Origin of the sequence: Mycobacterium sp. E2497, from assembly GCF_001668695.1 — a bacterium.
GTDB lineage: Bacteria > Actinomycetota > Actinomycetes > Mycobacteriales > Mycobacteriaceae > Mycobacterium.
In genome coordinates, this window is the sequence record NZ_LZKD01000184.1 from 39074 (window position 1) to 65362 (window position 26289).

The following is a 26289-nucleotide window of genomic DNA, read 5'->3' on the forward strand; positions in this document are numbered from 1 at the left end:
TCACGACCACATACCGAGATTCGTCGACATGGCTCCGGTGTAGTTGCCGTGCGCTGTCGTGGCTGCCTTCTCGAGTTGCGCCAGCGCCTCGCGCATCATCGCCTCGCCGCGCACCCAGTGCTGATGCGCCTCAGCATGGGCGGCCGCGGCCTGCCCCGTCCATGTGGTGTGCAGACGCGTTACGCGCGAATCGATTTCGGTGATCATGTCCTCGGCGTAGCGTTGGAACGCCGCCATCCGCTGCACCACGTCGGCCAACGCCTGAGGGTCCACCCGAAATGCCTCAGCCACCACGCACCGCGCGTTCCGCCTGGGCGGCCCCGGCCTCGTTGCTCTGATAGCCCTCGCCGGCCTGGCCCACCAGATGCGCCAACAGGGACAGGCCCTGTTGCACCTCGCGAGCCCCTCGATGCCACAGCTCCCACGCCGAGCCGTACGCGGTCCCCGCCGCGCCCTGCCAACCGCCCAACAACTGGCCCACCTGATCGTCGAGCTGGGTCAACTCAGCCGAAAGGTGCTCGGCGGCGCCGCCGATGGACATGGCGTGGCTCTGCATCACCACCGGGTCAACCCGCACAGTCTCGTCGGCCATGACCGGAACATAACGCCTGGTAGATGGGTCCACAAGTCACCGATGCCACACTGGTGCCCATGACCGAAGCGACCGGCCGGCCGCACGTTGAGCTCTTGACCCGCGACGGCTGCACCATCTGCGAGCGCGTACATGCCCGGCTGGCCGAACTGGCCGCTGAGCTGGGCTTCGACCTGTCGACGACCGACGTCGACGCCGCCGCGACGGCGGGGAACCCGGCGCTGCGGGCGGAGTTCGGCGATCGGCTGCCCGTGGTCCTGCTCAACGGCCGCGAGCACAGCTACTGGGACATCGACGAAGCCCGGCTGCGCGCGGATCTCGGGAGATGAGGGTGGCCGGGCGATTATTTGGTAGCCCACCTGATAAACGATTACCTTGGAAACCAGTTCAATTACTGGAGAAAGCAAGGGAGCTGGCCAGGTGATGCTGCCGTGAGCGTCCTGCTTTTCGGGGTTTCGCACCGCAGTGCGCCGGTCTCCGTCCTGGAACAACTCACCATCGACGAGGCCGATCAGGGCAAGATCGTCGACCGGGTGCTGCAGTCGCCGCTGGTGACCGAGGCGATGGTCCTCTCGACGTGCAACCGCGTCGAGGTGTACGCGGTGGTGGATGCTTTCCACGGCGGCTTGGCGGCGATCGGGCAGGTGCTGTCGGATCACTCCGGAATGTCAATGGGGGACCTGACCAAGTACGCGTACGTCCGCTACAGCGAGGCCGCCGTCGAGCATCTGTTCGCGGTGGCCAGCGGCCTGGACTCCGCGGTCGTCGGTGAGCAGCAGGTGCTCGGCCAGGTGCGCCGCGCGTATGCCACGGCGGAAACCAACCGGACCGTCGGCCGGGTGCTGCACGAGCTGGCCCAGCGGGCGCTGTCGGTGGGCAAGCGGGTGCACTCGGAGACCGCCATCGACGCGGCCGGCGCCTCGGTGGTGTCGGTCGCCCTGAACATGGCCGAACGCCGGCTGGACGGCATGGAGGGCAAGACGGCCGCGCTGGTCGGTGCCGGCGCGATGGGCGCCCTGGCGGCGACCCACCTGACCCGGGCCGGCATCGGACAGGTGCACGTCCTGAATAGGTCCTTGTCGCGCGCGCAGCGGCTGGCCCGCAGGCTCCGCGAATCCGGCGTGGGGGCCGACGCGATGCCACTCGACCGCTTGGCCGACGCGGTGGCGGACGCCGACGTCGTGGTCAGCTGCACGGGTGCGGTGAGCCCGGTGGTCACGCTGGCCGATGTGCACCTCGCGCTGGCGGCCGCGCGCCGTGACGAGTCGACCCGGCCCTTGGTGATCTGCGACCTCGGCATGCCGCGCGACGTCGACCCGGCTGTCGCCGGTCTGCCCGGTGTGTGGGTCATCGACGTGGACCGCGTCCAGCACGAGCCGTCGGCGCACGCGGCGGCCTCCGACGTGCACGCCGCCCGCCACATCGTGGCCGCCGAAGTCGCCGCCTACCTGGCGGGCCAGCGGATGGCCGAGGTCACCCCGACGGTCACCGCGCTGCGGCAGCGCGCCGCCGACGTGGTGGAGGCGGAGCTGCTGCGCCTGGACAACCGGCTGCCCGGCCTGGAGAGCGCCCAGCGCGAGGAGGTGGCGCGCACCGTGCGGCGGGTGGTGGACAAGCTGCTGCATGCGCCCACCGTGCGGATCAAGCAACTCGCCAGCGCCCCCGGAGGGGACAGTTACGCCGAGGCGTTGCGCGAACTCTTCGAACTCGACCAGACCGCTGTCGACGCCGTTGCCGCTGGCGAATTGCCCGTCATCGCAACGGGATTCGACGTCGGAACGCACGAACCGTCCGCCGAGTAAGCCGATTGGCGAACGTGATCCGGATAGGCACCCGGGGCAGTCTGTTGGCCACCACCCAGGCCGGCGTCGTCAGGGACGCCTTGATCGCCAACGGTCACCCCGCGGAGTTGGTGATCATCACCACCGCCGGCGATCGCTCGTCGGCCCCCATCGAGACCCTGGGTGTGGGCGCCTTCACCACCGCGCTGCGCGAGGCCATGAGCGACGGCCGGGTGGACGCCGCCGTGCACTCCCACAAGGACCTGCCCACCGCGGACGACCCGCGGTTCACCATCGCGGCGATACCGCCCCGCAACGATCCCCGCGACGTGGTGGTGGCCCGCGACGGGCTGGTGCTGGGCGAGTTGCCGCCGGGTTCGCTGGTCGGGACGTCGTCCCCCCGGCGGGCCGCGCAGCTTAGAGCACTGGGTCTCGGTTTGGAAATCCGCCCCCTACGAGGCAACCTAGATACCAGGTTGAACAGGGTAAGCAGTGGTGATCTTGACGCGATCGTGGTGGCTCGGGCCGGACTGGCCCGGCTCGGTCGCCTCGACGATGTCACCGAGACGCTAGAGCCGGTGCAGATGTTGCCAGCACCGGCTCAGGGCGCGCTCGCCGTCGAATGCCGCGCCGGTGATGAATTGGCGGCAGTGCTGGCGGAACTGGACGACGCCGACACGCGCGCGTCGGTCACCGCGGAGCGAGCCCTGCTGGCCGAACTGGAGGCGGGTTGCTCCGCGCCGGTGGGCGCGATCGCGGAGGTGGTCGAGTCCATCGATGAGGACGGCCGCGTCTTCGACGAGCTGTCGCTGCGCGGTTGCGTGGCGGCGCTGGACGGGTCCGACGTGATCCGCGCGTCCGGCATCGGCACCGCCGACCGGGCGCGGGAGCTGGGGATTTCGGTCGCCGCGGAGTTGTTCGAACTCGGCGCCCGAGAACTCATGGCCGAGGCGCGGCAGGACCCGGCACGAGGAAACTAATTGCGAATGACTGGGAGCGACAATGACGACGCGAGGGCGTAAGCCGAGACCCGGCCGCATCACATACGTGGGTTCCGGTCCCGGCGACCCCGGGCTGTTGACCACCCGGGCCGCCACGGTATTGGCGAACGCCGCGCTGGTGTTCACCGACCCCGACGTGCCGGAGCAGGTGCTGGCGCTGATCGGCAAGGATCTGCCGCCGGTTTCCGGCCCGGCGGCACCCGCCGACGCCACGGCGGGCGACGGCGACGCCGCCTCGGGCGGTGCCGAGCAACCCGCGGTGATATCGGCCGGCCCGGACGTCCGTCCCGCGCTGGGCGAGCCGGCGGAGGTGGCCAAGACGCTGACCGCCGAGGCTCGTGCCGGCGCCGACGTGGTGCGGCTGGTGGCCGGCGACCCGCTGACGGTCGACGCGGTCATCACCGAGGTGAACGCCGTCGCGCGAAGCCACCTGCACCTCGAGATCGTGCCCGGCCTGGCGGCGACGGGCGCCGTGCCCACCTATGCGGGGCTGCCGCTGGGCTCGTCGCACACGGTCGCCGACGTGCGCGACCCAAACGTGGACTGGGACGCTTTGGCCGCGGCGCCGGGCCCGCTGATCCTGCAGGCCACCACGTCGCACCTGGCCGACGCGGCGCGGACCCTCATCGAGCACGAGCTGGCCGAGACCACTCCGTGCGTGGTGACGGGGCACGGCACCACCTGCCAGCAGCGGTCGATCGAAACCACCTTGGGCGGCCTGACCGATTCGGCCGTGCTGGGCGGGACCGATCCGGCGGGCCCATTGACCGGGCCGCTGGTGGTGACCATCGGCAAGACCGTGGCCAGCCGGGCGAAGCTGAACTGGTGGGAGAGCCGCGCGCTGTACGGCTGGACCGTGTTGGTGCCGCGCACCAAGGACCAGGCCGGCGAGATGAGCGAGCGGCTGACGGCGTACGGCGCCCTGCCGATCGAGGTGCCGACCATCGCCGTCGAGCCGCCGCGCAGCCCCGCGCAGATGGAGCGGGCCGTCAAGGGCCTGGTCGACGGCCGGTTCCAGTGGGTGGTGTTCACCTCCACCAACGCGGTGCGCGCGGTGTGGGAGAAATTCGGCGAGTTCGGTCTGGACGCCCGGGCGTTCTCGGGGGTGAAGATCGCCTGTGTCGGCGAGTCCACCGCCGACCGGGTCCGCGCGTTCGGCATCAGCCCCGAGCTGGTGCCGGCCGGTGAGCAGTCGTCGCTGGGTCTGCTGGACGACTTCCCGCCGTATGACAGCATTTTCGACCCGGTGAACCGGGTGCTGCTGCCGCGCGCCGACATCGCCACCGAGACGCTGGCCGAGGGCCTGCGCGAACGCGGTTGGGAGATCGAGGATGTCACCGCCTACCGGACGGTGCGGGCCGCCCCGCCGCCGGCGGAGACCCGGGAGATGATCAAGACCGGCGGATTCGACGCCGTGTGCTTCACCTCCAGCTCCACGGTGCGCAACCTGGTCGGCATCGCCGGCAAGCCGCACGCGCGGACCATCATCGCCTGTATCGGTCCCAAGACCGCCGAGACCGCCGCCGAGTTCGGCTTGCGGGTGGACGTGCAGCCCGAAACGGCCGCCGTCGGCCCGCTGGTCGACGCGTTGGCCGAACACGCCGCGCGGTTGCGCGCCGAGGGCGCGCTGCCGCCGCCGCGTAAGAAGAGCCGCAGGCGGTAGTGGCCTACCCGCGGCAGCGTCCGCGCCGGCTCCGCTCCACCCCGGCGTTGCGTCGTCTGGTGGCGCAAACATCTTTGGAGCCAAGGCATTTGGTACTGCCGATGTTCGTCGCCGACGGTATCGACGAACCGCGCCCGATCGCGTCGATGCCCGGGGTCGTGCAGCACACCCGCGATTCACTGCGCAGCGCCGCGGCCGATGCCGTCACCGCCGGGGTGGGCGGGCTGATGCTGTTCGGGGTGCCACGCGACGAGGACAAGGATCTGACGGGGTCGGCCGGCACCGACCCCGACGGCATCCTCAATCTAGCCCTGCGGGACCTGGCCAAGGATCTCGGCGAAGCGACGGTGTTGATGGCCGACACCTGCCTCGACGAGTTCACCGACCACGGCCACTGCGGTGTCCTCGACGCCAGGGGCAGGGTGGATAACGACGCGACGCTGGCCAGGTACGTCAAACTGGCTGTGGCACAGGCGGAATCGGGCGCGCACGTGGTCGGGCCCAGCGGAATGATGGACGGGCAGGTGGCCGCGATCCGCGACGGGCTGGACGCCGCGGGTTACGCCGACGTGGTGATCTTGGCGTATGCCGCGAAGTTCGCCTCGGCGTTCTACGGCCCGTTCCGCGAGGCGGTCAGTTCCAGCCTGTCCGGCGACCGGCGCACCTATCAGCAGGAGGCGGGCAACTTTCGCGAGGCGCTCCGCGAGATCCGGCTGGACCTGGACGAGGGTGCGGACATGATCATGGTCAAACCCGCGATGAGTTACCTCGATGTGGTGGCCGCCGCGGCGGACGTCTCACCGGTGCCGGTGGCCGCCTACCAGGTCTCGGGCGAGTACGCCATGATTTGCGCTGCGGCCGCGAACAATTGGATCGACGAGCGTGCGGCGGCGCTGGAGTCGTTGACCGGCATCCGCCGCGCCGGAGCCGACATCGTGCTGACCTACTGGGCCGCGGACGCGGCCGGTTGGCTTTCGTGAAATGGGGCTGGCGGTGAATTCCGAGACTGCAGCGAGGGGCGCCGAACGGAAGCGGTTGTTCTACGAATCGGGCGCCAGCTGGATCTGGGTGCTGTGGGGCCCGGTGGCGGCGGGCGCGATGATCCTGATCGAAGTCTGGAGCGGCGCCCCGGTGTCCTTCCTGATCCCGGTGATCTTTCTGGTCCTGGTGTCGGGGTTCGTCGGGTTGCAGGTCAAGGCGGCGCGGATCCACGTCTCGGTCGAGCTGACCGAAGACTCCCTGCGCCAGGGCACCGAAACGATCCTGGTGCGCGAGATCCTGCGGGTGTATCCCGAACCCGAGCACCACGAAGCGTCCGGCAAGGAGCTGGCGCGGTGGCAGTCGGCGCGGGCGCTCGGCGAATTGGTCGGGGTGCCCCGCGGCCGGATCGGCATCGGCCTCAAGCTGACCGGGGATCGCTACGCCCAGGCCTGGGCGCGCCGGCACCGTGAGCTCCGCGCCGCGCTTACCCCGCTGGTTCAGGAGCGGGTCGAACCCGCCGATGTCACCGACTCCGAAGGTGACGACGACGGCGGAGCCGCACCGTGAGCGCGCGCTACCGGAGCTCCCGGGCCCTGTTGGAACTGGTCCTGGCCTGCGCGGCGCTGATCGGCGCGGGGGTGAGCTGGTCGCGGTCCCATCACACGGTGGGGGTGGCGCCCATCGCCGACGGGCAGCCATTCACCACGTCGGTCGTGTATGACCCTCAGCTGCTCTTGCTGACCCTGCTGCTGCTGACGAGCGCGGGGGTGCTGGCGGTGGTCGGAACCGCCAGGTGGCGCCGTGAGCGCCGCGTCAAGACGTCCTGACCAGCGACAGGGCCATCCGGCGCCGCCTCGCGATGGCGTCGGCCACGTCGTGCAGCGCCTCGTGCACCGAGCAGGTGGCGCCGTCACCCAATGATTCGGCGACCGCGGGGCTCGCGACCAAGGTCCACTGCACCCCTGCGGCGCGGCAGTCCTCGTCGAAGGTTTCCAAGAGCGAAATGCCCGCCTCAGCAAATTGGCTCACGTCGCCCATGTCCAGCACCACACGGTCCTCGCCGAGGATGAAACGCCGAATGTGGTCGCCCACTTGGTCGGCATTGAGGGCGTCGATCTCACCTCGAATGGTCACCACCGTCGCCAGCTGACGGCGGTGGGCCCGAACCCGGGCGCCCTCGCAGCGAAAGACGCCGTTTTGCTCCTGCGTCAGCACGTCGGCGATCGTCATGGGCACCCCTCATTCTCCGTGCCGTTCGCTGTGCCTTCTGACGCTAAACCGCAAGCTTAAGGAGGCTGGAAGCCGCAACTAACGTTTTGGTAAGAAGCCATTTTCATGGCGGTTTTGGCGCCGCTCGAGCAAAGGTCGGCTCGCCTCGATTTCCGGTGAAAGACCGCATGCCACACCACAACCGTCCGCGCATCGGGGCGATTGCGCTGCTAGGCTGCCATGGCTACCGGTTGCGAGGCGGGGGCTTGCAGAAAATCGCGTGGTCGCCCGGTCAGTCGAGCTTAACGGCGAATGGAACAGCGGAGCCCAGGCGGAAAGAGCATCGTGCGCGGCGCAGAGATCAGGGGAGAGATCAAGGCCCTGACGGGACTGCGCATCGTCGCGGCGCTGTGGGTGGTGCTGTTTCACTTCCGGCCCATGCTGGGCGACGTGGGGCCCGATTTCCGCGACGCCCTCGCGCCGGTGCTCAACTGCGGAGCCCAGGGCGTCGACCTGTTTTTCATCCTCAGCGGGTTCGTCCTGACCTGGAACTATCTCGATCGGATGGGCCGGTCATGGTCCACCCGCGCGACCCTGCACTTCCTGTGGCTGCGGCTGGCCCGGGTGTGGCCGGTGTACCTGGTCACCCTGCACCTCGCCGCCCTGTGGGTGATCTTCACCCTGCACGTCGGCCACGTGCCGTCACCGGACGCCGGCCAGCTCACCGCGATCAGCTACGTCCGCCAGATCCTGCTGGTGCAGCTGTGGTTCGTGCCGTTCTTCGACGACTCGAGCTGGGACGGACCGGCCTGGTCGATCAGTGCCGAATGGCTGGCCTACCTGCTCTTCGGCCTCCTGGTGCTGGTGATCCTGCGGATGAAGCAGGCGACGCGGGCGCGGAGCCTGATGGTGCTGGCGTTCGCCGCGGCGTTGCCGCCGGTGATCATGTTGCTGGCCAGCGGCCACTTCTACACACCGTGGAGCTGGCTGCCGCGGATCGTCACCCAGTTCACCGCCGGCGCGCTGGCCTGCGCCGCGGTGCGCAGGCTGCGGCTGACCGATCGCGGCCGCCGTGTCGCCGGCTACCTGTCGCTGCTTCTGCTGGGCGCCATGGTCGGCGTCCTCTATTGGTTCGACGCGCACCCCATCTCCGGCGTCGTGGAGAACGACAGCGGCGGGGTGGTCGACATCCTGTTCATTCCCTTGGTGATCACGCTGGCGATCGGCGTCGGCAGCCTGCCCAGGGTGCTCTCAACCAGGTTGATGGTGTATGGCGGGCAGATCTCGTTCTGCCTGTACATGGTTCACGAACTGGTGCACACGGCGTGGGGCTGGTCGGTGGAGCAGTTCGAGCTGCGGCCGCAGGACAATCCGTGGAAATGGAATGTCATTGGCCTGCTTGCGATTGCCGTGGTCATCTCGATCGCGATGTATCACTTCGTCGAAGAGCCCGCCCGCCGCTGGATGCGCAGGATGGTGGACGTCAAAGCCGTCACCGCGAGAAGCGAGCCCGATGAGCCGCCGAGCGGCAAGGTTCATCCGATCGACCGCTCGCTGGAAGCGGTTTCGGCTCGCGCGGTGTGACGGTTGTCTTAGCGCCCAGCCGCGGACGGCGGGCGGATAATCGATGAAAACGCGGTGGCACATGACGATGCCGTTGACGGGGGAGGTAGTGGTGAGTCGTCTGGCCACCTTTGTCATCGGTCTGATGTTTCTGGTGGGCGTCGGCATCGCATACCCCGCTCAGGTGCGCACCTATGACACCTTGACCCTGGATTTCCGGCTGAACCACGTGGCCGTCGTCGGGGACTCGTACACCACCGGCACCGGCGAGGGTGGTCTGGGCCCCAGGTCGTGGCCCGCCCGCGCCTGGGACTTGCTGGCCGTGCGGGGCGAACGGATCTCGGCCGACGTCGCCGCCGAGGGCAGGGCCGGCTATGGCATCCCCGGCGACCACGGCAGCGTGTTCGAGGACCTGACCGCCCGGGCCGTCCAGGGCGACGACGTGCTGGTGGTGTTCTTCGGATCCCGCAACGACGAGCCCATCGACCCTAATGTGGTCGGTGAAAAGGCCCGTAGCACATTCGATTTGGCCCGCCGGCTGGCGCCGTCCGCGAGGTTCCTGGTGATCGGGCCACCGTGGCCGACGGCCGACGTCCCCCTGCCCATCCTGCAGATCCGCGACGCGCTCGGCGCGGCGGCCGGGGCCGCGGGGGCGACATGGGTTGACCCGATCGCCGAACGCTGGTTCGTCGGCAGGCCCGATCTGATCGGGGCGGACGGCGTGCACCCCAACGATGCCGGGCACCAATACATGGCGGACAAGATCGCGCCGCTGATCCGCACGCAGCTGTCGACCTGAGCTGCGTCCAGGCGGTTCAGTCCTCGGCGTGCCGCTCGTAGTCCCACCGCTCCAGACGCGCTTGCAAGTTCAGCAAGCCGAACCCGGCGATCGGAGCGGCGGCCGCTATGCAGGCCAGCAGCAGCGGAGTCATCCCCTCAACCTCCCAAAACCCTTCGCTGATATGACGTTCGTCGGCCACCGGAAGTTCATTTCCGCGCACGCACCGGCCCGGGCGCGGCCCTGCTGATCCCGGGTCGGAATCCGGTCCGCTTCACCGCCCGCTCGACTTGGCGGGTGCGGAGTTGGCTCGGCCGGATGGTCATCGGTCTGCGCTAGGTCGCCATCCAGGCGAGCTCGCCGGGCAACTGCGCCCGCCAGTAGCCGATGTCGTGGCCGCCCATCGAGAAGCTCCCCGCCGGTGGCGTTTTCAGTTGGTTCACGAATTGCCGGGTGGCGAAATAGAACCGGTCGAAGGTGCCGCAATCCACCCGCAACGGAATCTGCGACAACGCCGGCACGCCCAGCACGGTGTTCTTCGCCCAGTCGTCTTCGCTGTCGAAGGCCTGGGGGGCGGTTTCGGCGAACGAGGTGTACAGCGCCGGGCTGATGGCGCAGATCCCCGCGGTCCGCGCCGGCCCGAGCTTGGCGCCCAGGTGCAGCGCCCCGTATCCGCCCATCGACCACCCCAGGAAGCCCACCCGAGACGTGTCGAAGCCCATCGTCGAAAGCATCGGCAACAGCTCGTCGAGCACCATGGCGCCGGCGTCGGTGCCGTCGGCCCGCTTGTGCCAGTAGGAATCGCTGCCGCCGTCGACTCCCACGACAGCGAACGGCGGCTTGCCCTCCTTGACCAGTTGGGCCAGGCCCCTCTCGACACCGCAGTCGAGCATCATGGTGGCGTCGCCGTCCTTGCCGTGCAGGGCTATCACGGGGCGCAGCGTCCCGGTTTGGCCCGGCGGCAACGCGATCACGTAATTCGTCTTCACGCCCCCGCGGGCGGCGGAGACGAACGAGCCGGTCAGCTTCGTGGGTAGGTTGCTGCTCGCCGCCGACGGCTCGAACGGGGCCGGCGCTTGCGGCAACGTCGCGGCGAGCGGCCTGACCGGATCGAGCAGGGCACTTAGGGCGAACACGCCAGCAGCTCCCAGGCCGGTGCCGACTCCCATCCGCAGCACCGCCCGGCGTGTCAGGTCAGGCATGATCGCAATGATGCCGCGCTGACCGGGCATTCTCGCCCGAGCCACGCCGAATTGGAAGCATTGTGTGATCTCGCGTGACCTGTCGGTCTCCAACCGGTTACCTGCGGTGCACCGGGCACCTGCTCGAGGGCGGGTCTGGTGGCCGAGTTGCGGCATCGTGATACGACCGCCGTGGGGCGGCGGTCGTGTGGTGGGGCCGTCTGAAAAGCTTCTATCCCCTTGTGCGGCAATGGAAGTCGGTGCGAACGCGACGTCGCGGCGCGGACACCGATTCGGGCCGGCCGACCGCCTTCCGCCGTGGCGACCCGCCGCCGGGTGGGGATGCAATCTCGACGGTTTCAAACCTCGCGCACCCGGCAGGACTTTCGCAGTATGGAGCTTTCGTGCTTGGCGTCGTAGACCGAAAGAGGATTGAGGATGACTCTGGCGTTCCATTGGTTCCTGCCGACCTACGGCGATTCGCGGAACCTGGTGGCGGGCGGGCATGGCACGCCGATGTCCGGCGACCGGCCGGCCACGCTGAAGTACCTGCGCCAGATCTGCGCGGCCGCCGAAGACAACGGCTTCGAGGCGGTGCTCACGCCCACCGGATTGTGGTGTGAGGACGCCTGGTTGACGACGGCGATGCTGGTCGAGGCCACCGAGACGCTGAAGTTTCTCGTCGCCTTCCGGCCGGGGCTGCTGAGCCCCACCCTGGCCGCCCAGATGGCCGGGACTTTCCAGCGGCACTCGAACGGGCGACTGCTGCTCAACGTCGTCACCGGCGGCGAACCGCACGAGCAGCGGGCCTACGGCGATCTCCTGGACAAGGAGGCGCGGTACGCGCGCACCGCCGAGTTCCTGCAGGTGGTGCGCCGGCTCTGGACGTCGTCGGAGCCGGTCACCTTCGCCGGCGAGCACATTCACGTCGAGGGCGCGCAGCTGAACAACCCACCCGATCCGGTACCGGCGGTGTTCTTCGGCGGATCGTCGGCGTCGGCCGGCCCCGTCGCGGCCGAGCATTCCGACGTGTATCTCACCTGGGGGGAGCCGGTCAAAGCGGTGGCGCAGAAGCTGGACTGGATCCGCGGGCTGGCCGTGGACGCCGGCCGGATCCTGCAGTACGGCCTGCGGATTCATGTGATCAGCCGCGACACCTCCGAGCAGGCGTGGGCCGAGGCCGACCGGTTGCTGGCCGCCGTCGACCCGGCCGACGTCGAGCGGGTGCAGGCCAGCCTGGCCCGCAGCGAATCGGAGGGGCAGCGCCGCATGCTGGACTTGCACGGCGGCAGCAGCAGCCGGCTGCTGGTCGGGCCCAACCTGTGGGCCGGCGTGGGCCTGGTGCGCGGGGGAGCGGGCACCGCGTTGGTCGGGTCGCACGCCGAGGTCGCCGAGCGGTTGGCCGAGTACGCCAACCTCGGCATCACCCACTTCATCCTGTCGGGATATCCGCACCTGGAAGAGGCCTATTGGTTCGGCGAGGGCGTCCTGCCGTTGCTGGAGCGAAAGGGCCTGTGGCGCCACCCCAATCGGACCAACCGTCAGTCGCACCCGGTGACGGCGACGCCGTTCGCGGTCGCCTCGGCCCACTAAGGCCATGGCCGCCACCTTGCCCGCGCCGCCGATCGGCGCGGGCCCCAACCTCACGGTCCCCGAGCCCGTCGCGCAGCAACGGCGGCGCCTGCGCACGGTCGTCGCGGCGAGCCTGCTGGGCACCACCGTGGAGTGGTACGACTTCTTCCTCTACGCCACCGCCGCGGGCCTGGTGTTCAACAAGGTCTTCTTTCCCGGCCAGAGTTCTCTGGTCGGGACCCTGCTGGCGTTCGCGACGTTCGCCGTCGGGTTCGTCATGCGCCCGGTGGGCGGCCTGGTGTTCGGGCACATCGGGGACCGGATCGGGCGCAAACGCAGCCTGGCGCTGACCATGCTCATCATGGGCGTCGCCACGGCGCTGATCGGGGTGTTGCCCACCGCCGCCCAGATCGGGGTGTGGGCGCCGCTGCTGCTGTTGGGGCTGCGGATCCTGCAGGGTTTCGCCCTCGGCGGCGAGTGGGCCGGCGCCGTGCTGCTCGCGGTCGAGCACAGTCCCGAAGGCCGGCGGGGCCGCTTCGGGGCCATCCCGCAGATCGGTCTGGCGCTCGGATTGGCCTTGGGCACAGGCATATTCGCGCTCCTGCAAATCGCCCTGGGTCCGGCCCGCTTCCTGGCCTTAGGTTGGCGGATCGGATTCCTGCTGAGTCTGGTGCTCGTGGTGATCGGCATCGTGGTCCGGTTGCGGGTGGAGGAGACCCCGGCTTTCCGGGCTTTTCAGGAGCTGCGGCCCCTCGATGCCACGGCCAGCGTGCCCATCCGCGAGATCGTCCGCGAACCCCGAGCTCGCCGAAACACCCTGTTGGGCTTGCTGTCTCGCTGGGCCGAGGGATCGGCCTTCAACACCTGGGGTGTTTTCGCCATCAGCTACGCCACCGGGGCGCTGGGCTTCGACCGGGTGTCGGTGCTGGTGGTGGTGACCATCGCGGCCCTGTTGATGGCGGTGCTGATACCCGTCTCCGGGTTGCTGGCCGACCGGTTCGGCGCCCGCCGGGTCTATCTGGCCGGTGTCGCCTGCTACGGCATTGCGGCTTTTCCCGCGTTCGCGTTGTTCGGCACCAGGAACCTGGTCTGGTTCGGCGTGGCGCTGATCGTGGTGTTCGGTGTGGTGCACGCGCTGTTCTACGGGGCGCAGGGGACGCTGTACTCGTCGCTGTATCCCACCGGCTCCCGCTATACCGGTCTGTCGTTCGTCTACCAGTTCTCGGGCATCTACGCCTCCGGCGTGACCCCGATGATCATGACTGCGCTCATCGCCGCCCTCGGCGGCGCGCCGTGGCTGGCGTGTGGGTACCTGGTGGCGACGGCCGTCATCAGCGTGCTTGCCACCGCGCTGATCCGTGAGCAAGACCTCCACCTTTGAGCTGACTTCGCACTATTGTCGTTCCCGTCGGGGAGCCGCGAGGAAGCGAGAAGGCAATGACTGACGCGAACGTCGCCGGTTTCGAGCCGCTGTACGACGAGGCGGCACCTTTCGACGGGCGGATCCCCTGGGACATCGGTGGCCCGCAGCCGGCGGTGCAGCAGCTGGTGGCCTACGGCGGCGTCCGCGGCGAGGTGCTCGATCCGGGAACTGGTCCGGGCTATCACGCCATTCACTTTGCCGCGCAAGGGTATTCGGCAACCGGAATCGACGACTCGCCCTCGGCCATCGAGCTCGCGAAGCGCAACGCCGAACGGGCCGGCGTTCAGGTCGACTTCCAGGTGGCCGACGCCACCAAGCTCGAGGGCTTCGAGGGCCGGTTCGACACCGTGGTGGACAGCGCCTTCTATCACATCTTCCTGAACGACGAGGCCGTCCAGACGCGCTACGCGCAGGCGCTGCACCGGGCCACCAAGCCGGGGGCGCGCCTGTACATGTTCGAGTTCAGCCCCCACAACGTCAACGGCCTGCAGTGGACCGCCATACCCGCCGACAACTTCGAGCGGGTCTTCGGCACCAACGGCTGGCGCGTCGACTACCTGGGCGGCACCACCTACCAGGCCCGCTTCCTCAAGGAGACGTTCGACGCCATGAAGACGTTCGCCTCCGAGCAGCAGGGCGAGATTCTGCAGCGGATGCGACCGCTGGTGCACCGGCTGGGTGTGATCGACCCGCTGCTGGAAGACCACCGGGTGCACCTGCCGGTGTGGTCCGTGGTGGCCACCCGCCTGGACTGATCGCGCGACGGCACCGTCGGAGCATGGCCGGTACTGGACAACTGCGCCAAGGGCTGTCGCAGCGCCAACTCTGCATGATCGCGCTCGGCGGGGTCATCGGCGCCGGCCTGTTCGTGGGCTCCGGGGTGGTGATCAAGGACACCGGGCCCGCGGCGTTCCTGACGTACGCGCTGTGCGGACTGCTGATCGTGCTCGTGATGCGCATGCTGGGCGAGATGGCGGCCGCGGACCCGTCGACCGGATCGTTCGCGGATTACGCCGCCAAGGCTCTGGGCGGCTGGGCGGGGTTTTCGGTCGCCTGGCTGTACTGGTACTTCTGGGTGATCGTGGTCGGCTTCGAGGCGGTCGCGGGCGCGAAGGTCCTCAACTACTGGTTCCACGCGCCGCTGTGGCTGCTGTCGTTGTGCCTGATGGTGTTGATGACGCTGACCAACCTGTTCTCGGTGTCGTCGTTCGGCGAATTCGAATTCTGGTTCGCCGGAATCAAAGTCGCGACGATCGTGCTCTTTCTCGCCGTCGGGACGGCGTTCGTCCTGAGTCTGGTGCCGGGCCATGCCGGCGGACTGGCCAACCTGACCTCGCACGGCGGGTTCTTCCCCAAGGGTGTCGGGGCGGTGTTCGCCGCCATCGTGGTGGTGATCTTCTCGATGGTCGGCGCCGAGATCGTCACCGTGGCCGCCGCCGAAAGCCGGGATCCGGCGCTGGCGGTGCAGAAGGCGACGAGATCGGTGGTGACACGGATCGGTGTCTTCTTCGTCGGTTCGGTCTTCCTGCTGGTGGTGATATTGCCCTGGGACTCAGTGGAAGTCGGCGCCTCGCCGTACGTGGCCGCGCTCAAACACCTCGGACTGCGCGGCGCCGATCAGGTGATGAACGCCGTGGTGCTCACCGCGGTGCTGTCCTGCCTGAACTCCGGGCTCTATACGGCCTCGCGCATGCTGTTCGTGCTCGCCGACCGGCGAGAGGCCCCGGCGCGGTTGGTCAGGTTGAGCGGGCGGGGCGTTCCGCACGTCGCCATCCTGTGCTCCTCGGCGGTGGGGTTCGGTTGCGTCGTCATGGCGCGTGTCGCGCCCAACACCGTGTTCCTCTTCCTGCTCAACTCGTCCGGCGCCGTCATCTTGTTCGTCTACTGGCTCATCGCGCTGTCGCAGATCGTCCTGCGCCGCCGCACCCCGGCCGAAAAGCTGCGGGTGAAGATGTGGTTCTTTCCCGTGTTGTCGATCCTCACCCTCGCGGGAATCACCGCCGTGCTGGTGCAGATGGCATTCGATCGCTCGGCGCGCAGCCAATTGTGGCTGAGCCTGCTGTCGTGGGCGGTGGTCATCGGGTTGTACTTCGCCGCCCGGGCGTGCGGCCGAATCCCGCTGGAGCGCTCCGCTATTCGCGGACGCGGCGGCGTCGATTCGTGACGCCGTCGGAGACGACAAACTCGCCGAGGCTCAGCACTGCGGCGGCCGTTCCACCGAAGAACGCCTTGGTCTTATCGAGGGCTGACACCGCGGTGGCTCGGGGTAGCAGCGCCAGCCATCGGACCGCGTCGTCGCGTTCGGCGTTGTCGTACACCCGCACCGGCAGGGGCATCCACCTACCGATGGCACGGCTAGGTGCCCGAACCCAGCCGATATCGGTCACCACAGCGCAGCCGTCGAGCAGTCGCAAGTAGTCCAACCCGAGTCGGGTGTCCGCCCACAATGCTCCCGCTGTGATGCGTTGAAAGCCGGGGCCGAACTGGTAGAGCAGCCGCATCCGGCTTCCCGTCCGTCGCGCCCGATCGACCAGCGGCGCGAAGACCCGCTCGTAATCTGCCGCGGTGACCGTCCCCCCGGCCTCCAGCGCCTGAATGCCGGGCGGCATGCCGGGCAGAGCCTTCAGCACGACGACCCCCTCTCGGGAAACCGCATTACTAGCCTAGTGCAACTATTGCAAAGGGATATGGTTAGCGCAAGAGGCGTATCCCGCGTCCACCCTCCAGGTCTGGCGGCCGACGGCTGGGTGGCGGTGACACCCGCGTCGCCGCCTCAGTCGGTGATCGTCAACAGCACCGCGTCCTCGAACGGCAGCCCGGCGAATACCGCCCGGCCCCGCGTCACGTGCTCCGCCGCTTCAGCCTTGCTGACCACCCGGGGGTCGGCGATGCCGAAGTCCTTGCCGTTGCGGCGCATCCGCCCGCCTCCTGCGGCGGTCAGGTTCTTCAGCCAGTCCCGGTCGGGCCCGTAAGTCAGCATGATCGCCACCCCGGGCTTGCCGTCGACGTCGGCGCTGAACACCGTCACCGGTGTGCGGTAATGCGTGCCCGAGCGGCGGCCGACGTGCTCCACGATCCCGTACGGAGGCAGCCAGCCGGCCCACAGCCGCTGAACCGGGTTGGTGACGTGACGGTTGAACCGGGCGAGGGACTGCGGCATCTGCATACCGCCATCCAACTCGCCTGCACCGCCCGGCATCAACCGAACTTTTCGAGACGTTCGGGTCTAGTGTCTTAACATGAGCGACTCGCCGGGTAACGAAGCGGGCCAGCGCGCCGACGAGCGGCTGCGCCGGGGCCGAGACCTCGCCGCCCGCAAGCCCATCACCCCCCAAGACGTCGAGCGCGCCACCGACCGCGCCGAGCACGCCCACGAGCGCGACCAGGAGGCTCACCGCCGCGAACTGCGCCGGCACTACGAGGCCGCCGCCGCGCACGAACGGGCCGCCGAAATCCACGAGCTCGCGGTCGTCGAGGGCCTCGGCAACGTCGACGAGCACCGCCGCGCGGCGGAACGAGAACGCGAGGCCGCGCGCCGCAACTTTCAGGCCGCGCAAGAAGCCGACCGGCAAGGCGAAGGCTGACTGCTACACCCTGTAGTTGAACCGGCCGCGGAGGCTGGGACACTGGTAGTCATGGGTAGCAGTGACCAGGCGACCGCGCACGCCGCGACGACGGCGGCGTCGGCCCGGCTGTTTCAGCAGGCCTGCGCCGTCATCCCCGGCGGGGTCAACTCGCCGGTGCGGGCGTTCACCGCGGTGGGCGGGACCCCGCGCTTCATCACCGAGGCGCAGGGCTGCCGGCTCACCGACGCCGACGGCAACCGCTACGTCGACCTGGTCTGCTCCTGGGGGCCGATGATCCTCGGCCACGCGCACCCCGCGGTCGTCGAGGCGGTCATCCAGGCGGCGACCCACGGCCTCTCGTTCGGCGCGCCCACGCCGGGGGAGAGCCAGCTGGCCGCCGAGATCATCGCGCGGGTGCCGCCGGTCGAACGGATACGGCTGGTCAACTCCGGCACCGAGGCCACCATGAGCGCGATCCGGCTGGCGCGCGGGTTCACCGGCAGGCCCAAGCTCGTCAAGTTCTCCGGCTGCTACCACGGCCACGTCGACGCGCTGCTCGCCGACGCGGGTTCGGGGGTGGCGACGCTCGGCCTGCCGTCCTCGCCCGGGGTCACCGGCGCGGCGGCGGCCGACACGATCGTCCTGCCGTACAACGACATCGACGCGGTGCGGCAGACGTTCGCCGAATTCGGCGATCAGATCGCCGCGGTGATCACCGAGGCGAGCCCCGGCAACATGGGCGTCGTCCCGCCCGCGCCGGGCTACAACGCCGGGCTGCGCGCGATCACGGCCGAGCACGGCGCGCTGCTGATCGTCGACGAGGTGATGACCGGGTTCCGGGTGAGCCGAAGTGGTTGGTATGGAATCGATCCCGTCGCGGCTGACCTGTTCACCTTCGGCAAGGTGATGAGCGGCGGGCTGCCCGCCGCCGCGTTCGGTGGGCGCGCCGAGGTGATGGAGCGGCTGGCGCCGCTGGGGCCGGTGTATCAGGCCGGCACGTTGTCCGGCAACCCGGTGGCGGTGGCCGCCGGCCTGGCGACACTGCGCGCCGCCGACTCCGGGGTCTACGCCGCTCTGGACGCCAACGCCGACCGGCTGGTCGCACTGCTGACCGAGGCGTTGACGAACGCCGCTGTGCCACATCAGCTTTCGCGGGCCGGCAACATGCTGAGCGTGTTCTTCTCCGAGGAGCCGGTGACGGACTTCGCGTCCGCGCGGGCCAGCCAGACCTGGCGCTACCCGCCGTTCTTCCACGCCCTGCTGGACGCGGGCGTCTACCCGCCGTGCAGCGCCTTCGAGGCCTGGTTCGTCTCCGCCGCGCTGGACGACGCGGCGTTCGACCAACTCGCCGACGCCCTGCCCAACGCAGCCCGCGCGGCGGCCGAAGCGGCCGCCGGAGAGGACAAACCCTGATGGCCGAGCAGACCCGGGTCCACGTCGTGCGTCACGGCGAGGTGCACAACCCCAGCGGCGTCCTCTACGGCCGGCTGCCCGGATTCCACCTGTCCGACCGGGGCCGTGAACAGGCGGCCGCGGTCGCCGACGCGCTGGCCGGCCGGGACATCGTCGCGGTGGTCGCCTCCCCGCTGCAGCGGGCCCAGGAGACCGCCGCGCCCATCGCCGCCAAGCACGGCGTCGCCGTGGACACCGACCCCGACCTGATCGAATCGGCCAACTTCTTCGAGGGCCGCCGCGTCGGCCCGGGTGACGGCGCCTGGCGCGACCCGCGGTTCTGGTGGCAGCTGCGCAACCCGTTCACCCCGTCGTGGGGCGAGCCGTACGCCGAGATCGCGGCGCGGATGAGCACGGCGGTGGACAAGGCCCGCGCCCGCGGAGCCGGCAGTGAGGTGGTGTGCGTCAGCCATCAACTGCCGGTGTGGACGCTGCGGCTGCACCTGACCGGCAGGCGGCTGTGGCACGACCCGCGTCGCCGGGAGTGTGGGCTGTGCTCGATCACCACGCTGGTGTACCAGGGCGACCGGCTCGTCGACGTCGAGTACGCCGAACCGGCGGCGCCTTGATCATGCGGCGGCTGACGATGGCCGGGGTCGTGCTGACGACCCTGGTCACCGGCTGTTCTTCCGGTCGCGACGCCGTGGCCCAGGGCGGCACCTTCGAATTCGTCTCGCCCGGCGGGAAGACGGACATCTACTACAACCCGCCGTCGGGCCGCGGCCACCCCGGTCCGCTGTCCGGGCCGGACCTGGCCGACCCGGCCCACCCGCTGTCGCTGGACGATCCGATCTTCGCCGGCCGGGTCGTCGTCATCAACATCTGGGGGCAGTGGTGCGGCCCGTGCCGGGCCGAGGTCAGCCAACTGCAACAGGTGTACGACGCCACCCGCGACGCCGGGGCGTCCTTCCTCGGCATCGACGTGCGCGACAGCAACCGGCAGGCGGCGCTGGACTTCGTCAACGACCGCCACGTCACCTTCCCCTCCATCTACGACCCGGCGATGCGCACCCTGATCGCGTTCGGCGGCAAGTACCCGACCACCGTCATCCCGTCGACGCTCGTGCTGGACCGCCAGCACCGGGTCGCGGCCGTGTTCCTGCGCGAACTGCTGGCCGCCGACCTGCAGCCCGTGGTCCAGAAGGTGGCCCGCGAGTGACCGGATTCACCCAGATCGCCGCCGCCGGGCCGCTCCTGGTGGCCCTGGGTGTGTGCGTGCTGGCCGGTCTGGTGTCGTTCGCCTCGCCCTGTGTGGTGCCGCTGGTGCCGGGCTACCTGTCCTACCTGGCGGCCGTGGTCGGCGTGGACGAGCAGCCGCTACCCGGCCAGGTCAAGGCGCCGCCGTCGGCGCGGTGGCGGGTCGCGGGCTCGGCCGCGCTGTTCGTCGCGGGCTTCACCACGGTGTTCGTCCTGGGCACGGTCGCCGTTCTCGGCATGACGACCACACTCATCACCAACCAGCTGCTGCTGCAGCGGGCCGGCGGCGTGCTGACGATCGTCATGGGCCTGGCCTTCGTCGGCCTCATCCCGGCCCTGCAGCGCCAGGCCAGGTTCAGCCCGCGCCAGCTCACCACCGTCGCCGGCGCGCCGCTGCTGGGCGCGGTGTTCGCGTTGGGCTGGACCCCGTGCCTGGGGCCCACGCTGGCCGGCGTGATCACCGTGGCCTCGGCCACCGACGGCGCGAGCGTGGCCCGCGGAATCGTCCTGGTGATCGCCTACTGCCTGGGCCTGGGCATCCCGTTCGTGCTGCTGGCCCTCGGTTCGGCGGGCGCCGTGGGGGCCCTGGGCTGGCTGCGCCGCCACACCCGGGCCATCCAGATCTTCGGCGGCGCGCTGCTCATCACGGTCGGTGCCCTGCTGGTGACCGGGGTGTGGAACGACTTCATCTCCTGGCTGCGCGACGCCTTCGTGTCCGACGTGAGGCTGCCGATTTGAGGCGCGCACTCGCCTGGGGGCGCAACACCTGGCGCGCGTTGACCTCGATGGGCACCGCGCTGGTGCTGCTGTTCCTGCTCGCGCTGGGCGCGATCCCCGGTGCGCTGCTGCCGCAGCGCAGCCTCAACGCCGGGAAGGTCGACGACTACCTGAAAGCCCACCCCCTGATCGGGCCGTGGCTGGACCGGCTGCAGGCGTTCAACGTGTTCTCCAGCTTCTGGTTCACCGCCGTCTACGTGCTGTTGTTCGTCTCGCTGGTCGGCTGCCTGACCCCGCGGATGATCGAGCACGCCCGGAGTCTGCGGGCCATCCCGGTGGCCGCGCCGCGCAACCTGGCCCGGTTGCCCAAGCACGCCAGCGCCCAGATCCACGCCGACGCCGACGAGCTCAACGCCCTGGCCAACACGATCACCGGCCGGCTCCGCGGCTGGCGCACGGCGATCCGGCACGAGGGCGAAGTCGTCGAGGTGTCCGCCGAGAAGGGTTACCTGCGCGAGTTCGGCAACATCGTGTTCCACTTCTCGCTGCTGGGCCTGCTGGTCGCGGTGGCCGTCGGCAAGCTGTTCGGCTACGAGGGCAACGTCATCGTCATCGCCGACTCCGGGCCGGGTTTCTGCTCGGCCTCGCCGGCCGCGTTCGACTCGTTCCGGGCCGGCAACACCGTCGACGGCACGTCGCTGAACCCGATCTGCATCCGCGTCAACGACTTTCAGGCCCACTACCTGCCGTCGGGGCAGGCCACGTCGTTCGCCGCCGACATCGACTACCAGGCGGGCCGGGACCTGGCGGCCAACAGCTGGCGGCACTACCTGCTGGAGGTCAACCACCCGCTGCGCGTCGGCGGTGACCGGGTGTACCTGCAGGGCCACGGCTACGCGCCCACGTTCACCGTGACCTTCCCGGGCGGGCAGACCCGCACGTCGACCGTGCAATGGCGGCCCGACAACCCGCAGACGTTGCTCTCGTCGGGGGTGGTGCGCATCGACCCGCCCGCCGGCAGCTACCCGGGCGCCGCCGAGCGCCGCCAGCACGAGATCGCCATCCAGGGCCTGCTGGCGCCCACCGAGCAGCTCGACGGGACGCTGTTGTCGTCGCGCTTCCCGGCGCTCAACGCCCCCGCTGTGGCCGTGGACATCTACCGGGGCGACACCGGGCTGGACACCGGGCGGCCGCAATCGCTGTTCACGCTGGATCCCCGGCTGATCCAGCAGGGCCGGCTGACCAGGGAGAAGCGGGTCAACCTGCGCGCGGGGCAGGAGGTGCGCATCGACCAGGGGCCGGCGGCGGGCACCGTCGTCCGCTTCGACGGCGCGGTGCCGTTCGTCAACCTGCAGGTCTCCCACGATCCCGGGCAGAGCTGGGTGCTGGTCTTCGCCATCACGATGATGGCCGGGCTGGTGGTATCGCTGCTGGTGCGCCGCCGCCGGGTGTGGGTCAGGCTCACTGAGGTGGGTGGCGAGGCGGCCGGTACGGTGAACGTCGAATTGGGCGGGCTCGCGCGCACCGACAACTCCGGGTGGGGCGACGAGTTCGAGCGGTTGACGGAGCGGGTGCTGGACGGTCTGGGCGAGCCCGGCGCGGCGCAGTTACTCAACCCCCCCGCCTCCGGAAGGAGTTCTCAGGTGGACGTCAAATGAACACGGTGCACGTCAACATCGGCTTGGCGCGGTACTCCGACTGGGCGTTCACGTCGGCCGTCGTGGCGCTGGTCATCGCGTTGCTGCTGTTGGCCTTCGAGCTGGCCTACGCGGGCGGCCGCCGCGTCGACCAGCGCGAGCGGGTGCTGGCGGGCGCGGTGTCCTCCGACGGCTTCACCCCCGGCATCGTGGACGACGCCCCCCGGCGGCCGCTGGACGAGCGTGTCGGGCGGGCCGGGCTGGCCGTCGTCTACCTCGGTATCGGGCTGCTGTTCGCCTGCATCGTGCTGCGCGGCCTGGCCACCCTGCGGGCGCCGTGGGGCAACATGTACGAGTTCATCAACCTGACCTGCATGTGCGGGCTGCTCGCCGGGGCGTTCGTGCTGCGCCGCCCGCAGTATCGCCCGCTGTGGGTCTTCCTGCTGGTGCCGGTGCTGATCCTGCTGACGGTCTCCGGACGCTGGCTCTACACCAACGCCGCCCCGGTGATGCCCGCGCTGCAGTCCTATTGGCTGCCCATCCACGTGTCGGTGGTCAGCCTGGGTTCCGGGGTGTTCATGGTCGCCGGCATCGCCAGCATCCTGTTCCTGCTGCGGACCTCACGCCTGGGCGACGACGACTCCGACGGCGCCGTGGCCCGGATGCTGCGGCGGTTCCCCGACGCGCAGACGCTGGACCGCGTCGCCTACCGGACCACGATCTTCGCCTTCCCGGTGTTCGGCTTCGGGGTCATCTTCGGCGCGATCTGGGCCGAGGAGGCCTGGGGCCGGTACTGGGGCTGGGATCCCAAGGAGACCGTGTCCTTCGTCGCATGGGTGATCTACGCCGCCTACCTGCACGCCAGGTCGACGGCGGGATGGCGGGACAGGAAGGCGGCCTGGATCAACGTCGCCGGGTTCGTGGCCATGGTCTTCAATCTGTTCTTCGTTAACCTGGTCACCGTGGGCCTGCATTCGTATGCGGGCGTGGGGTGACCGCCAGCGACCGACCCGGGTAACACAACAAGGGGGAGTGCACGTGTCAGACCAGCCATCGGCGGGCGTGGGGGCGCCCGATCAACCGACCACGCAACTGGCTCCGCAGGGGCCGTCGGACCCGCCGTCACCAGCCGCGGACGAGGCGCCGGCCGACGCCGGCGACGCGCCGACCCGCGCCTTCGCCGGGTTCCGCACCCAGGGGCGGGCCTCCGGCCCCGAGCGGCGTGAGGCGGCGCCGCCGACCATGCCCAGGCCCGCCGGGATGCCGCCGTGGGATTCCACCCCGGTGACCGGTATCCCACGGGTCGACCCGACGGCGTACGGCGCCTACTACACGGGCCCGGCCGAAGCGGCGCCCATGCCGGTCCCGCCGCGGCCCGAGCCGCTGCCGCACACGCCGTACCCGGAGCTGTCCACCGGTATGTTGCTGCGGCCGGTCAAGCCGCCACCGTCGGCGGGCTGGCGCCGGATGCTCTACGACCTGTCCGGCCACCTGATCAACCTGGGGGAGAGCCCCCGGGCAGCCCGCTACAACAACCTGGTGGCGCAGGTGAACCGGCCGTTGCGCGGTTGCTACCGGATCGCGCTGGTGTCGCTGAAGGGCGGTGTCGGCAAGACGACCATCGCCGCGACCATGGGCGCGACCTTCGCCTCCATCCGTGGTGACCGGGTGATCGCGGTCGACGCCAACCCCGACCGGGGCACCCTGAGCCAGAAGATCCCGCTGGAGACGGCGGCGACGGTGCGTCAGCTGCTGCACGACGCCGGGAGCATCGAGCGCTACAGCGACGTCCGCCGCTATACCTCCAAGGGCCCCAGCGGGCTGGAAGTGCTGGCCTCGGAAACCGACCCGGCCATCTCGGAGGCGTTCGGCGCCGACGACTACACGCGGGTCTTGGACGTCTTGGAGCGGTTCTACGGTTTGGTGCTCACCGACTGTGGGCCCGGGCTGCTGCATTCGGTGATGTCCTCGGTGCTGGACAAGGCCGACGTGCTCGTCGTCGTCAGCTCCGGGTCCATCGACGGCGCGCGCAGCGCGTCGGCGACGCTGGACTGGCTGGACGCGCACGGCCACGAGGAGATGGTCCGCAACTCGATCGCGGTCATCAACGGGGTCCGGTCACGGACGGGCAAGGTCGACATGAACAAGGTGGTCGACCACTTCTCCCGCCGCTGCCGCGCGGTCCAGGTGGTGCCGTTCGACCCGCACCTCGAAGAGGGCGCCGAGATCGACTTGGACCGGCTGAAGCGGTCGACCCGCGAGGCGCTCACCGAACTGGCGGCCATCGTCGCCGACGGATTCCCGGGCGACCAGCGCAACCCCGGGGTCGCCTAGAGCGAGCCTTAGCGGGGGTTGTTGTCCCCGTGACCCAACCGCCGCAAGAACTCTGGATCGTCGTCGGGCCCGATGACGCGGGTCTTGGGCCGATTGATTTGCGACCGCGCCGTACGCCAGCCAACGTAGATCAGCGTCCCCAGAATCAGGACGAGCAGCAGGTAGAGCACTCAACACCTCCTTTGACGAATATACCCGCGTCGTAGGCTCTCCCCTGTGCCAGAAGGAGCTAGCGACAACAGCACTGGGGACCGCGCGGACGAAGGCGGCGCGCGGGGCACCCGCCATCGGGCGGTCGTCGACGTTTCGCTCTACGCGGCCGCGCGACTGCTGCTGGCGGTGGCGCTCGCCGCCGCGATCTACGGGGCGGCGCGCCTGATGGGCGTCCGCGAGTTCCCGATCGCGGTCGCCGCGTTGTTCGCCCTGATCATCGCGATGCCCCTGGGCATCTGGCTGTTCGGCCCGCTGCGCCGGCGCGCCACCGCGTCGCTGGCGATCGCCGGTGAGCGCCGGCGCCGGGAGCGCGAACAGCTACGGGCGCGGTTGCACGGCGACGCGCCGCCCGACGAGGGGAGCGATGACGGGTGAAGACCGATCAGAAGTTGGGCATCCGCACGACCTGTGCGGCGTAACTGAGGCCCGCGCCGTACCCGATCAGCAGCGCCAGGTCGCCCGGCTCAGCCGCCCCGGTGGCCAGGATTTCGGCCATCGCCAGCGGAATGGACGCGGCCGAGGTGTTCCCGGTGTGCTCGATGTCGTTGGCGACGACGGCGTCCGGCCGCAGCTCCAGGCTCTTCGCCAGGACCTCGTTGATGCGGCTGTTGGCCTGGTGCGGCACGAAGACGTCGATCTCGTCGGGCCGCACACCCGCCGCGTCCATGGCCTGCCGGCCGACCTTGCCCATCTCGAACGCCGCCCAGCGGAACACCGCGCTGCCTTCCAGCCGCAGGAACGGGCGGGGGCCCGTCGGGCTGTCCATGTAGTCGATCCAGTCGATGTCCTGGCGGATGGCCAGGGCCTGTTCGCCGTCACTGCCCCAGACGGTCGGGCCGATGCCCTGATCGGGCGTCTCGCCGACCACCACGCCCGCCGCGCCGTCGGCGAAGATGAAGCAGTTGGTGCGGTCCTGCATGTCCACCGTGGGCGACAGCTTCTCCGAACCGAGGACCAGTACCTTGCCGGCGGTCCCGCCGCGGATCATGTCCGCGGCGACGCCGAGCGCGTAACCGAAGCCCGCACACCCCGCCGAGACGTCGAACGCGGGCACGCCGGTCGCGCCCAGCGCCGCGGCGACCGCGGGCGCGCAGGCCGGGGTCTGCAGAAAATGCGTGCTCGTCGCGACGATCACGCAGTCGACGTCCGGCGGCGTCAACCCGGCCTTGGCGATGGCCTCTCGCCCGGCCTCGGTGGCCATGGATGCGGCGGATTCCTCTCGGGCGGCGAATCGGCGCGTCTTGATCCCGGTCCTGGAGAAGATCCACTCATCCGAGGAGTCGATGTTCTCGCATATCTCGTCGTTGGTGACCACGCGCGCGGGGCGGTAGGCCCCGACGCTGAGCAACCCGACGTTCGTCGGCCCACTGGTCGCGGCGATCTGCTTCATTGCTGTCCCCGATCGGTCCTCGCTACAACGGCCATCGTC

The 26289-nt window shown here is 69.8% G+C and carries 30 protein-coding genes; 22 read left to right on the forward strand and 8 right to left on the reverse strand.

The window, feature by feature from the left end; genetic code table 11:
* Both A5713_RS17265 and A5713_RS17270 read right to left on the reverse strand, forming a co-directional pair.
* Positions 1–291: a WXG100 family type VII secretion target gene (locus tag A5713_RS17265; RefSeq protein ID WP_067923553.1), complete on the reverse strand. Its 291-nt coding sequence runs from the start codon at positions 289–291 to the stop codon at positions 1–3.
* The gene (locus A5713_RS17270) at positions 284–592 is read right to left on the reverse strand and encodes a WXG100 family type VII secretion target (protein ID WP_067923541.1); all 309 of its coding nucleotides are present in this window, start codon (positions 590–592) and stop codon (positions 284–286) included. Before A5713_RS17270 ends, A5713_RS17265 begins: the two co-directional genes overlap by 8 nt.
* A 59-nt stretch (positions 593–651) precedes the next feature.
* Here A5713_RS17270 and A5713_RS17275 point away from each other — a divergent pair, with 59 nt between their 5' ends.
* The 7 genes from A5713_RS17275 (at position 652) to A5713_RS17305 (ending at position 6845) form a co-directional block, all read left to right on the forward strand.
* Complete coding sequence (locus A5713_RS17275; protein ID WP_067923556.1) at positions 652–921, forward strand: glutaredoxin family protein; 270 nt, start codon at positions 652–654, stop codon at positions 919–921.
* Positions 922–1023: 102 nt separating this feature from the next.
* Positions 1024–2394 carry a glutamyl-tRNA reductase gene (locus A5713_RS17280; RefSeq protein WP_068097472.1) on the forward strand — a complete coding sequence of 457 codons (1371 nt, stop codon included), beginning with the start codon at positions 1024–1026 and terminating at the stop codon, positions 2392–2394.
* 14 nt (positions 2395–2408) lie between these two features.
* On the forward strand, positions 2409–3353 hold the full coding sequence (gene hemC, locus A5713_RS17285) for a hydroxymethylbilane synthase (RefSeq protein ID WP_067923558.1): 945 nt from the start codon (positions 2409–2411) through the stop codon (positions 3351–3353).
* Positions 3354–3375: 22 nt separating this feature from the next.
* Entirely contained in the window at positions 3376–5037 is a 1662-nt protein-coding gene (locus tag A5713_RS17290; protein WP_068097475.1) for a uroporphyrinogen-III synthase, read from the forward strand.
* A complete protein-coding gene (gene hemB / locus A5713_RS17295; RefSeq protein WP_082973006.1) occupies positions 5037–6017 on the forward strand; it encodes a porphobilinogen synthase in 981 nt (326 codons plus the stop codon). Before A5713_RS17290 ends, hemB begins: the two co-directional genes overlap by 1 nt.
* Position 6018: 1 nt before the next feature.
* The gene (locus A5713_RS17300) at positions 6019–6585 is read left to right on the forward strand and encodes a DUF3093 domain-containing protein (protein ID WP_068097481.1); all 567 of its coding nucleotides are present in this window, start codon (positions 6019–6021) and stop codon (positions 6583–6585) included.
* Positions 6582–6845, forward strand: coding sequence for a hypothetical protein (locus A5713_RS17305; protein ID WP_068097484.1), 264 nt, complete (start codon positions 6582–6584; stop codon positions 6843–6845). Before A5713_RS17300 ends, A5713_RS17305 begins: the two co-directional genes overlap by 4 nt.
* On the opposite strand, the gene A5713_RS17310 is transcribed toward A5713_RS17305, so the two are convergent.
* Entirely contained in the window at positions 6832–7248 is a 417-nt protein-coding gene (locus A5713_RS17310) for an STAS domain-containing protein (RefSeq protein WP_068097487.1), read from the reverse strand. The two genes, A5713_RS17305 and A5713_RS17310, sit on opposite strands and share 14 nt — an antisense overlap.
* A gap of 324 nt (positions 7249–7572) precedes the next feature.
* Between A5713_RS17310 and A5713_RS17315 the strand changes: the two genes are divergently transcribed.
* Both A5713_RS17315 and A5713_RS17320 read left to right on the forward strand, forming a co-directional pair.
* Positions 7573–8811 carry an acyltransferase gene (locus A5713_RS17315; RefSeq protein ID WP_067917813.1) on the forward strand — a complete coding sequence of 413 codons (1239 nt, stop codon included), beginning with the start codon at positions 7573–7575 and terminating at the stop codon, positions 8809–8811.
* Positions 8812–8902: 91 nt separating this feature from the next.
* A complete protein-coding gene (locus A5713_RS17320) occupies positions 8903–9589 on the forward strand; it encodes a GDSL lipase (RefSeq protein ID WP_197509018.1) in 687 nt (228 codons plus the stop codon).
* A 314-nt stretch (positions 9590–9903) separates the two neighbouring features.
* On the opposite strand, the gene A5713_RS17325 is transcribed toward A5713_RS17320, so the two are convergent.
* On the reverse strand, positions 9904–10770 hold the full coding sequence (locus tag A5713_RS17325; RefSeq protein WP_369804491.1) for an alpha/beta hydrolase: 867 nt from the start codon (positions 10768–10770) through the stop codon (positions 9904–9906).
* A 417-nt stretch (positions 10771–11187) separates the two neighbouring features.
* Here A5713_RS17325 and A5713_RS17330 point away from each other — a divergent pair, with 417 nt between their 5' ends.
* From A5713_RS17330 to A5713_RS17345, 4 genes are read left to right on the forward strand one after another with little or no spacing between them, the layout of a single operon-like run.
* Positions 11188–12342 carry an LLM class flavin-dependent oxidoreductase gene (locus A5713_RS17330; protein ID WP_068097496.1) on the forward strand — a complete coding sequence of 385 codons (1155 nt, stop codon included), beginning with the start codon at positions 11188–11190 and terminating at the stop codon, positions 12340–12342.
* A 4-nt stretch (positions 12343–12346) separates the two neighbouring features.
* On the forward strand, positions 12347–13702 hold the full coding sequence (locus tag A5713_RS17335) for an MFS transporter (protein WP_067917786.1): 1356 nt from the start codon (positions 12347–12349) through the stop codon (positions 13700–13702).
* A gap of 56 nt (positions 13703–13758) precedes the next feature.
* Positions 13759–14499: a class I SAM-dependent methyltransferase gene (locus A5713_RS17340; RefSeq protein ID WP_156751923.1), complete on the forward strand. Its 741-nt coding sequence runs from the start codon at positions 13759–13761 to the stop codon at positions 14497–14499.
* A gap of 23 nt (positions 14500–14522) precedes the next feature.
* Entirely contained in the window at positions 14523–15908 is a 1386-nt protein-coding gene (locus A5713_RS17345) for an amino acid permease (protein ID WP_068097500.1), read from the forward strand.
* Here the strand turns inward: A5713_RS17345 and A5713_RS17350 are convergent.
* Positions 15877–16374 carry an STAS/SEC14 domain-containing protein gene (locus A5713_RS17350; RefSeq protein ID WP_068097501.1) on the reverse strand — a complete coding sequence of 166 codons (498 nt, stop codon included), beginning with the start codon at positions 16372–16374 and terminating at the stop codon, positions 15877–15879. The two genes, A5713_RS17345 and A5713_RS17350, sit on opposite strands and share 32 nt — an antisense overlap.
* 143 nt (positions 16375–16517) lie before the next feature.
* The gene (locus A5713_RS17355; protein ID WP_068097502.1) at positions 16518–16910 is read right to left on the reverse strand and encodes a nitroreductase family deazaflavin-dependent oxidoreductase; all 393 of its coding nucleotides are present in this window, start codon (positions 16908–16910) and stop codon (positions 16518–16520) included.
* Positions 16911–16983: 73 nt separating this feature from the next.
* Between A5713_RS17355 and A5713_RS17360 the strand changes: the two genes are divergently transcribed.
* Genes A5713_RS17360 through A5713_RS17395 form a run of 8 tightly spaced genes read left to right on the forward strand, consistent with a single transcriptional unit; the run spans position 16984 to position 24647 of the window.
* Positions 16984–17328 carry a hypothetical protein gene (locus A5713_RS17360; RefSeq protein WP_068097508.1) on the forward strand — a complete coding sequence of 115 codons (345 nt, stop codon included), beginning with the start codon at positions 16984–16986 and terminating at the stop codon, positions 17326–17328.
* A 51-nt stretch (positions 17329–17379) separates the two neighbouring features.
* On the forward strand, positions 17380–18723 hold the full coding sequence (gene hemL / locus A5713_RS17365; protein WP_068097512.1) for a glutamate-1-semialdehyde 2,1-aminomutase: 1344 nt from the start codon (positions 17380–17382) through the stop codon (positions 18721–18723).
* Positions 18723–19331, forward strand: a complete 609-nt coding sequence (locus A5713_RS17370; RefSeq protein ID WP_067917774.1) for a histidine phosphatase family protein — start codon at positions 18723–18725, stop codon at positions 19329–19331. The genes hemL and A5713_RS17370 overlap by 1 nt, the downstream gene beginning before the upstream one ends.
* Positions 19332–19333: 2 nt before the next feature.
* Positions 19334–19921: a TlpA disulfide reductase family protein gene (locus A5713_RS17375; protein ID WP_068097515.1), complete on the forward strand. Its 588-nt coding sequence runs from the start codon at positions 19334–19336 to the stop codon at positions 19919–19921.
* Positions 19918–20697, forward strand: coding sequence for a cytochrome c biogenesis CcdA family protein (locus tag A5713_RS17380; RefSeq protein ID WP_067917770.1), 780 nt, complete (start codon positions 19918–19920; stop codon positions 20695–20697). The genes A5713_RS17375 and A5713_RS17380 overlap by 4 nt, the downstream gene beginning before the upstream one ends.
* 47 nt (positions 20698–20744) lie before the next feature.
* Complete coding sequence (locus A5713_RS17385; RefSeq protein ID WP_067917768.1) at positions 20745–22334, forward strand: cytochrome c biogenesis protein ResB; 1590 nt, start codon at positions 20745–20747, stop codon at positions 22332–22334.
* Complete coding sequence (gene ccsB, locus A5713_RS17390; RefSeq protein WP_068097518.1) at positions 22331–23308, forward strand: c-type cytochrome biogenesis protein CcsB; 978 nt, start codon at positions 22331–22333, stop codon at positions 23306–23308. The genes A5713_RS17385 and ccsB overlap by 4 nt, the downstream gene beginning before the upstream one ends.
* 43 nt (positions 23309–23351) lie before the next feature.
* Positions 23352–24647, forward strand: coding sequence for a MinD/ParA family protein (locus tag A5713_RS17395; protein WP_067917807.1), 1296 nt, complete (start codon positions 23352–23354; stop codon positions 24645–24647).
* An 8-nt stretch (positions 24648–24655) separates the two neighbouring features.
* Here the strand turns inward: A5713_RS17395 and A5713_RS28380 are convergent, their stop codons facing one another.
* On the reverse strand, positions 24656–24817 hold the full coding sequence (locus A5713_RS28380; RefSeq protein WP_102418829.1) for a hypothetical protein: 162 nt from the start codon (positions 24815–24817) through the stop codon (positions 24656–24658).
* 46 nt (positions 24818–24863) lie between these two features.
* On the opposite strand from A5713_RS28380, the gene A5713_RS17400 reads away from it, so the two are divergent.
* The gene (locus tag A5713_RS17400; protein WP_082973007.1) at positions 24864–25235 is read left to right on the forward strand and encodes a DUF4229 domain-containing protein; all 372 of its coding nucleotides are present in this window, start codon (positions 24864–24866) and stop codon (positions 25233–25235) included.
* A gap of 7 nt (positions 25236–25242) precedes the next feature.
* Here A5713_RS17400 and A5713_RS17405 read toward each other — a convergent pair whose 3' ends face one another.
* On the reverse strand, positions 25243–26250 hold the full coding sequence (locus tag A5713_RS17405; protein ID WP_067917762.1) for a beta-ketoacyl-ACP synthase III: 1008 nt from the start codon (positions 26248–26250) through the stop codon (positions 25243–25245).
* Positions 26251–26289: the final 39 nt, after the last annotated feature.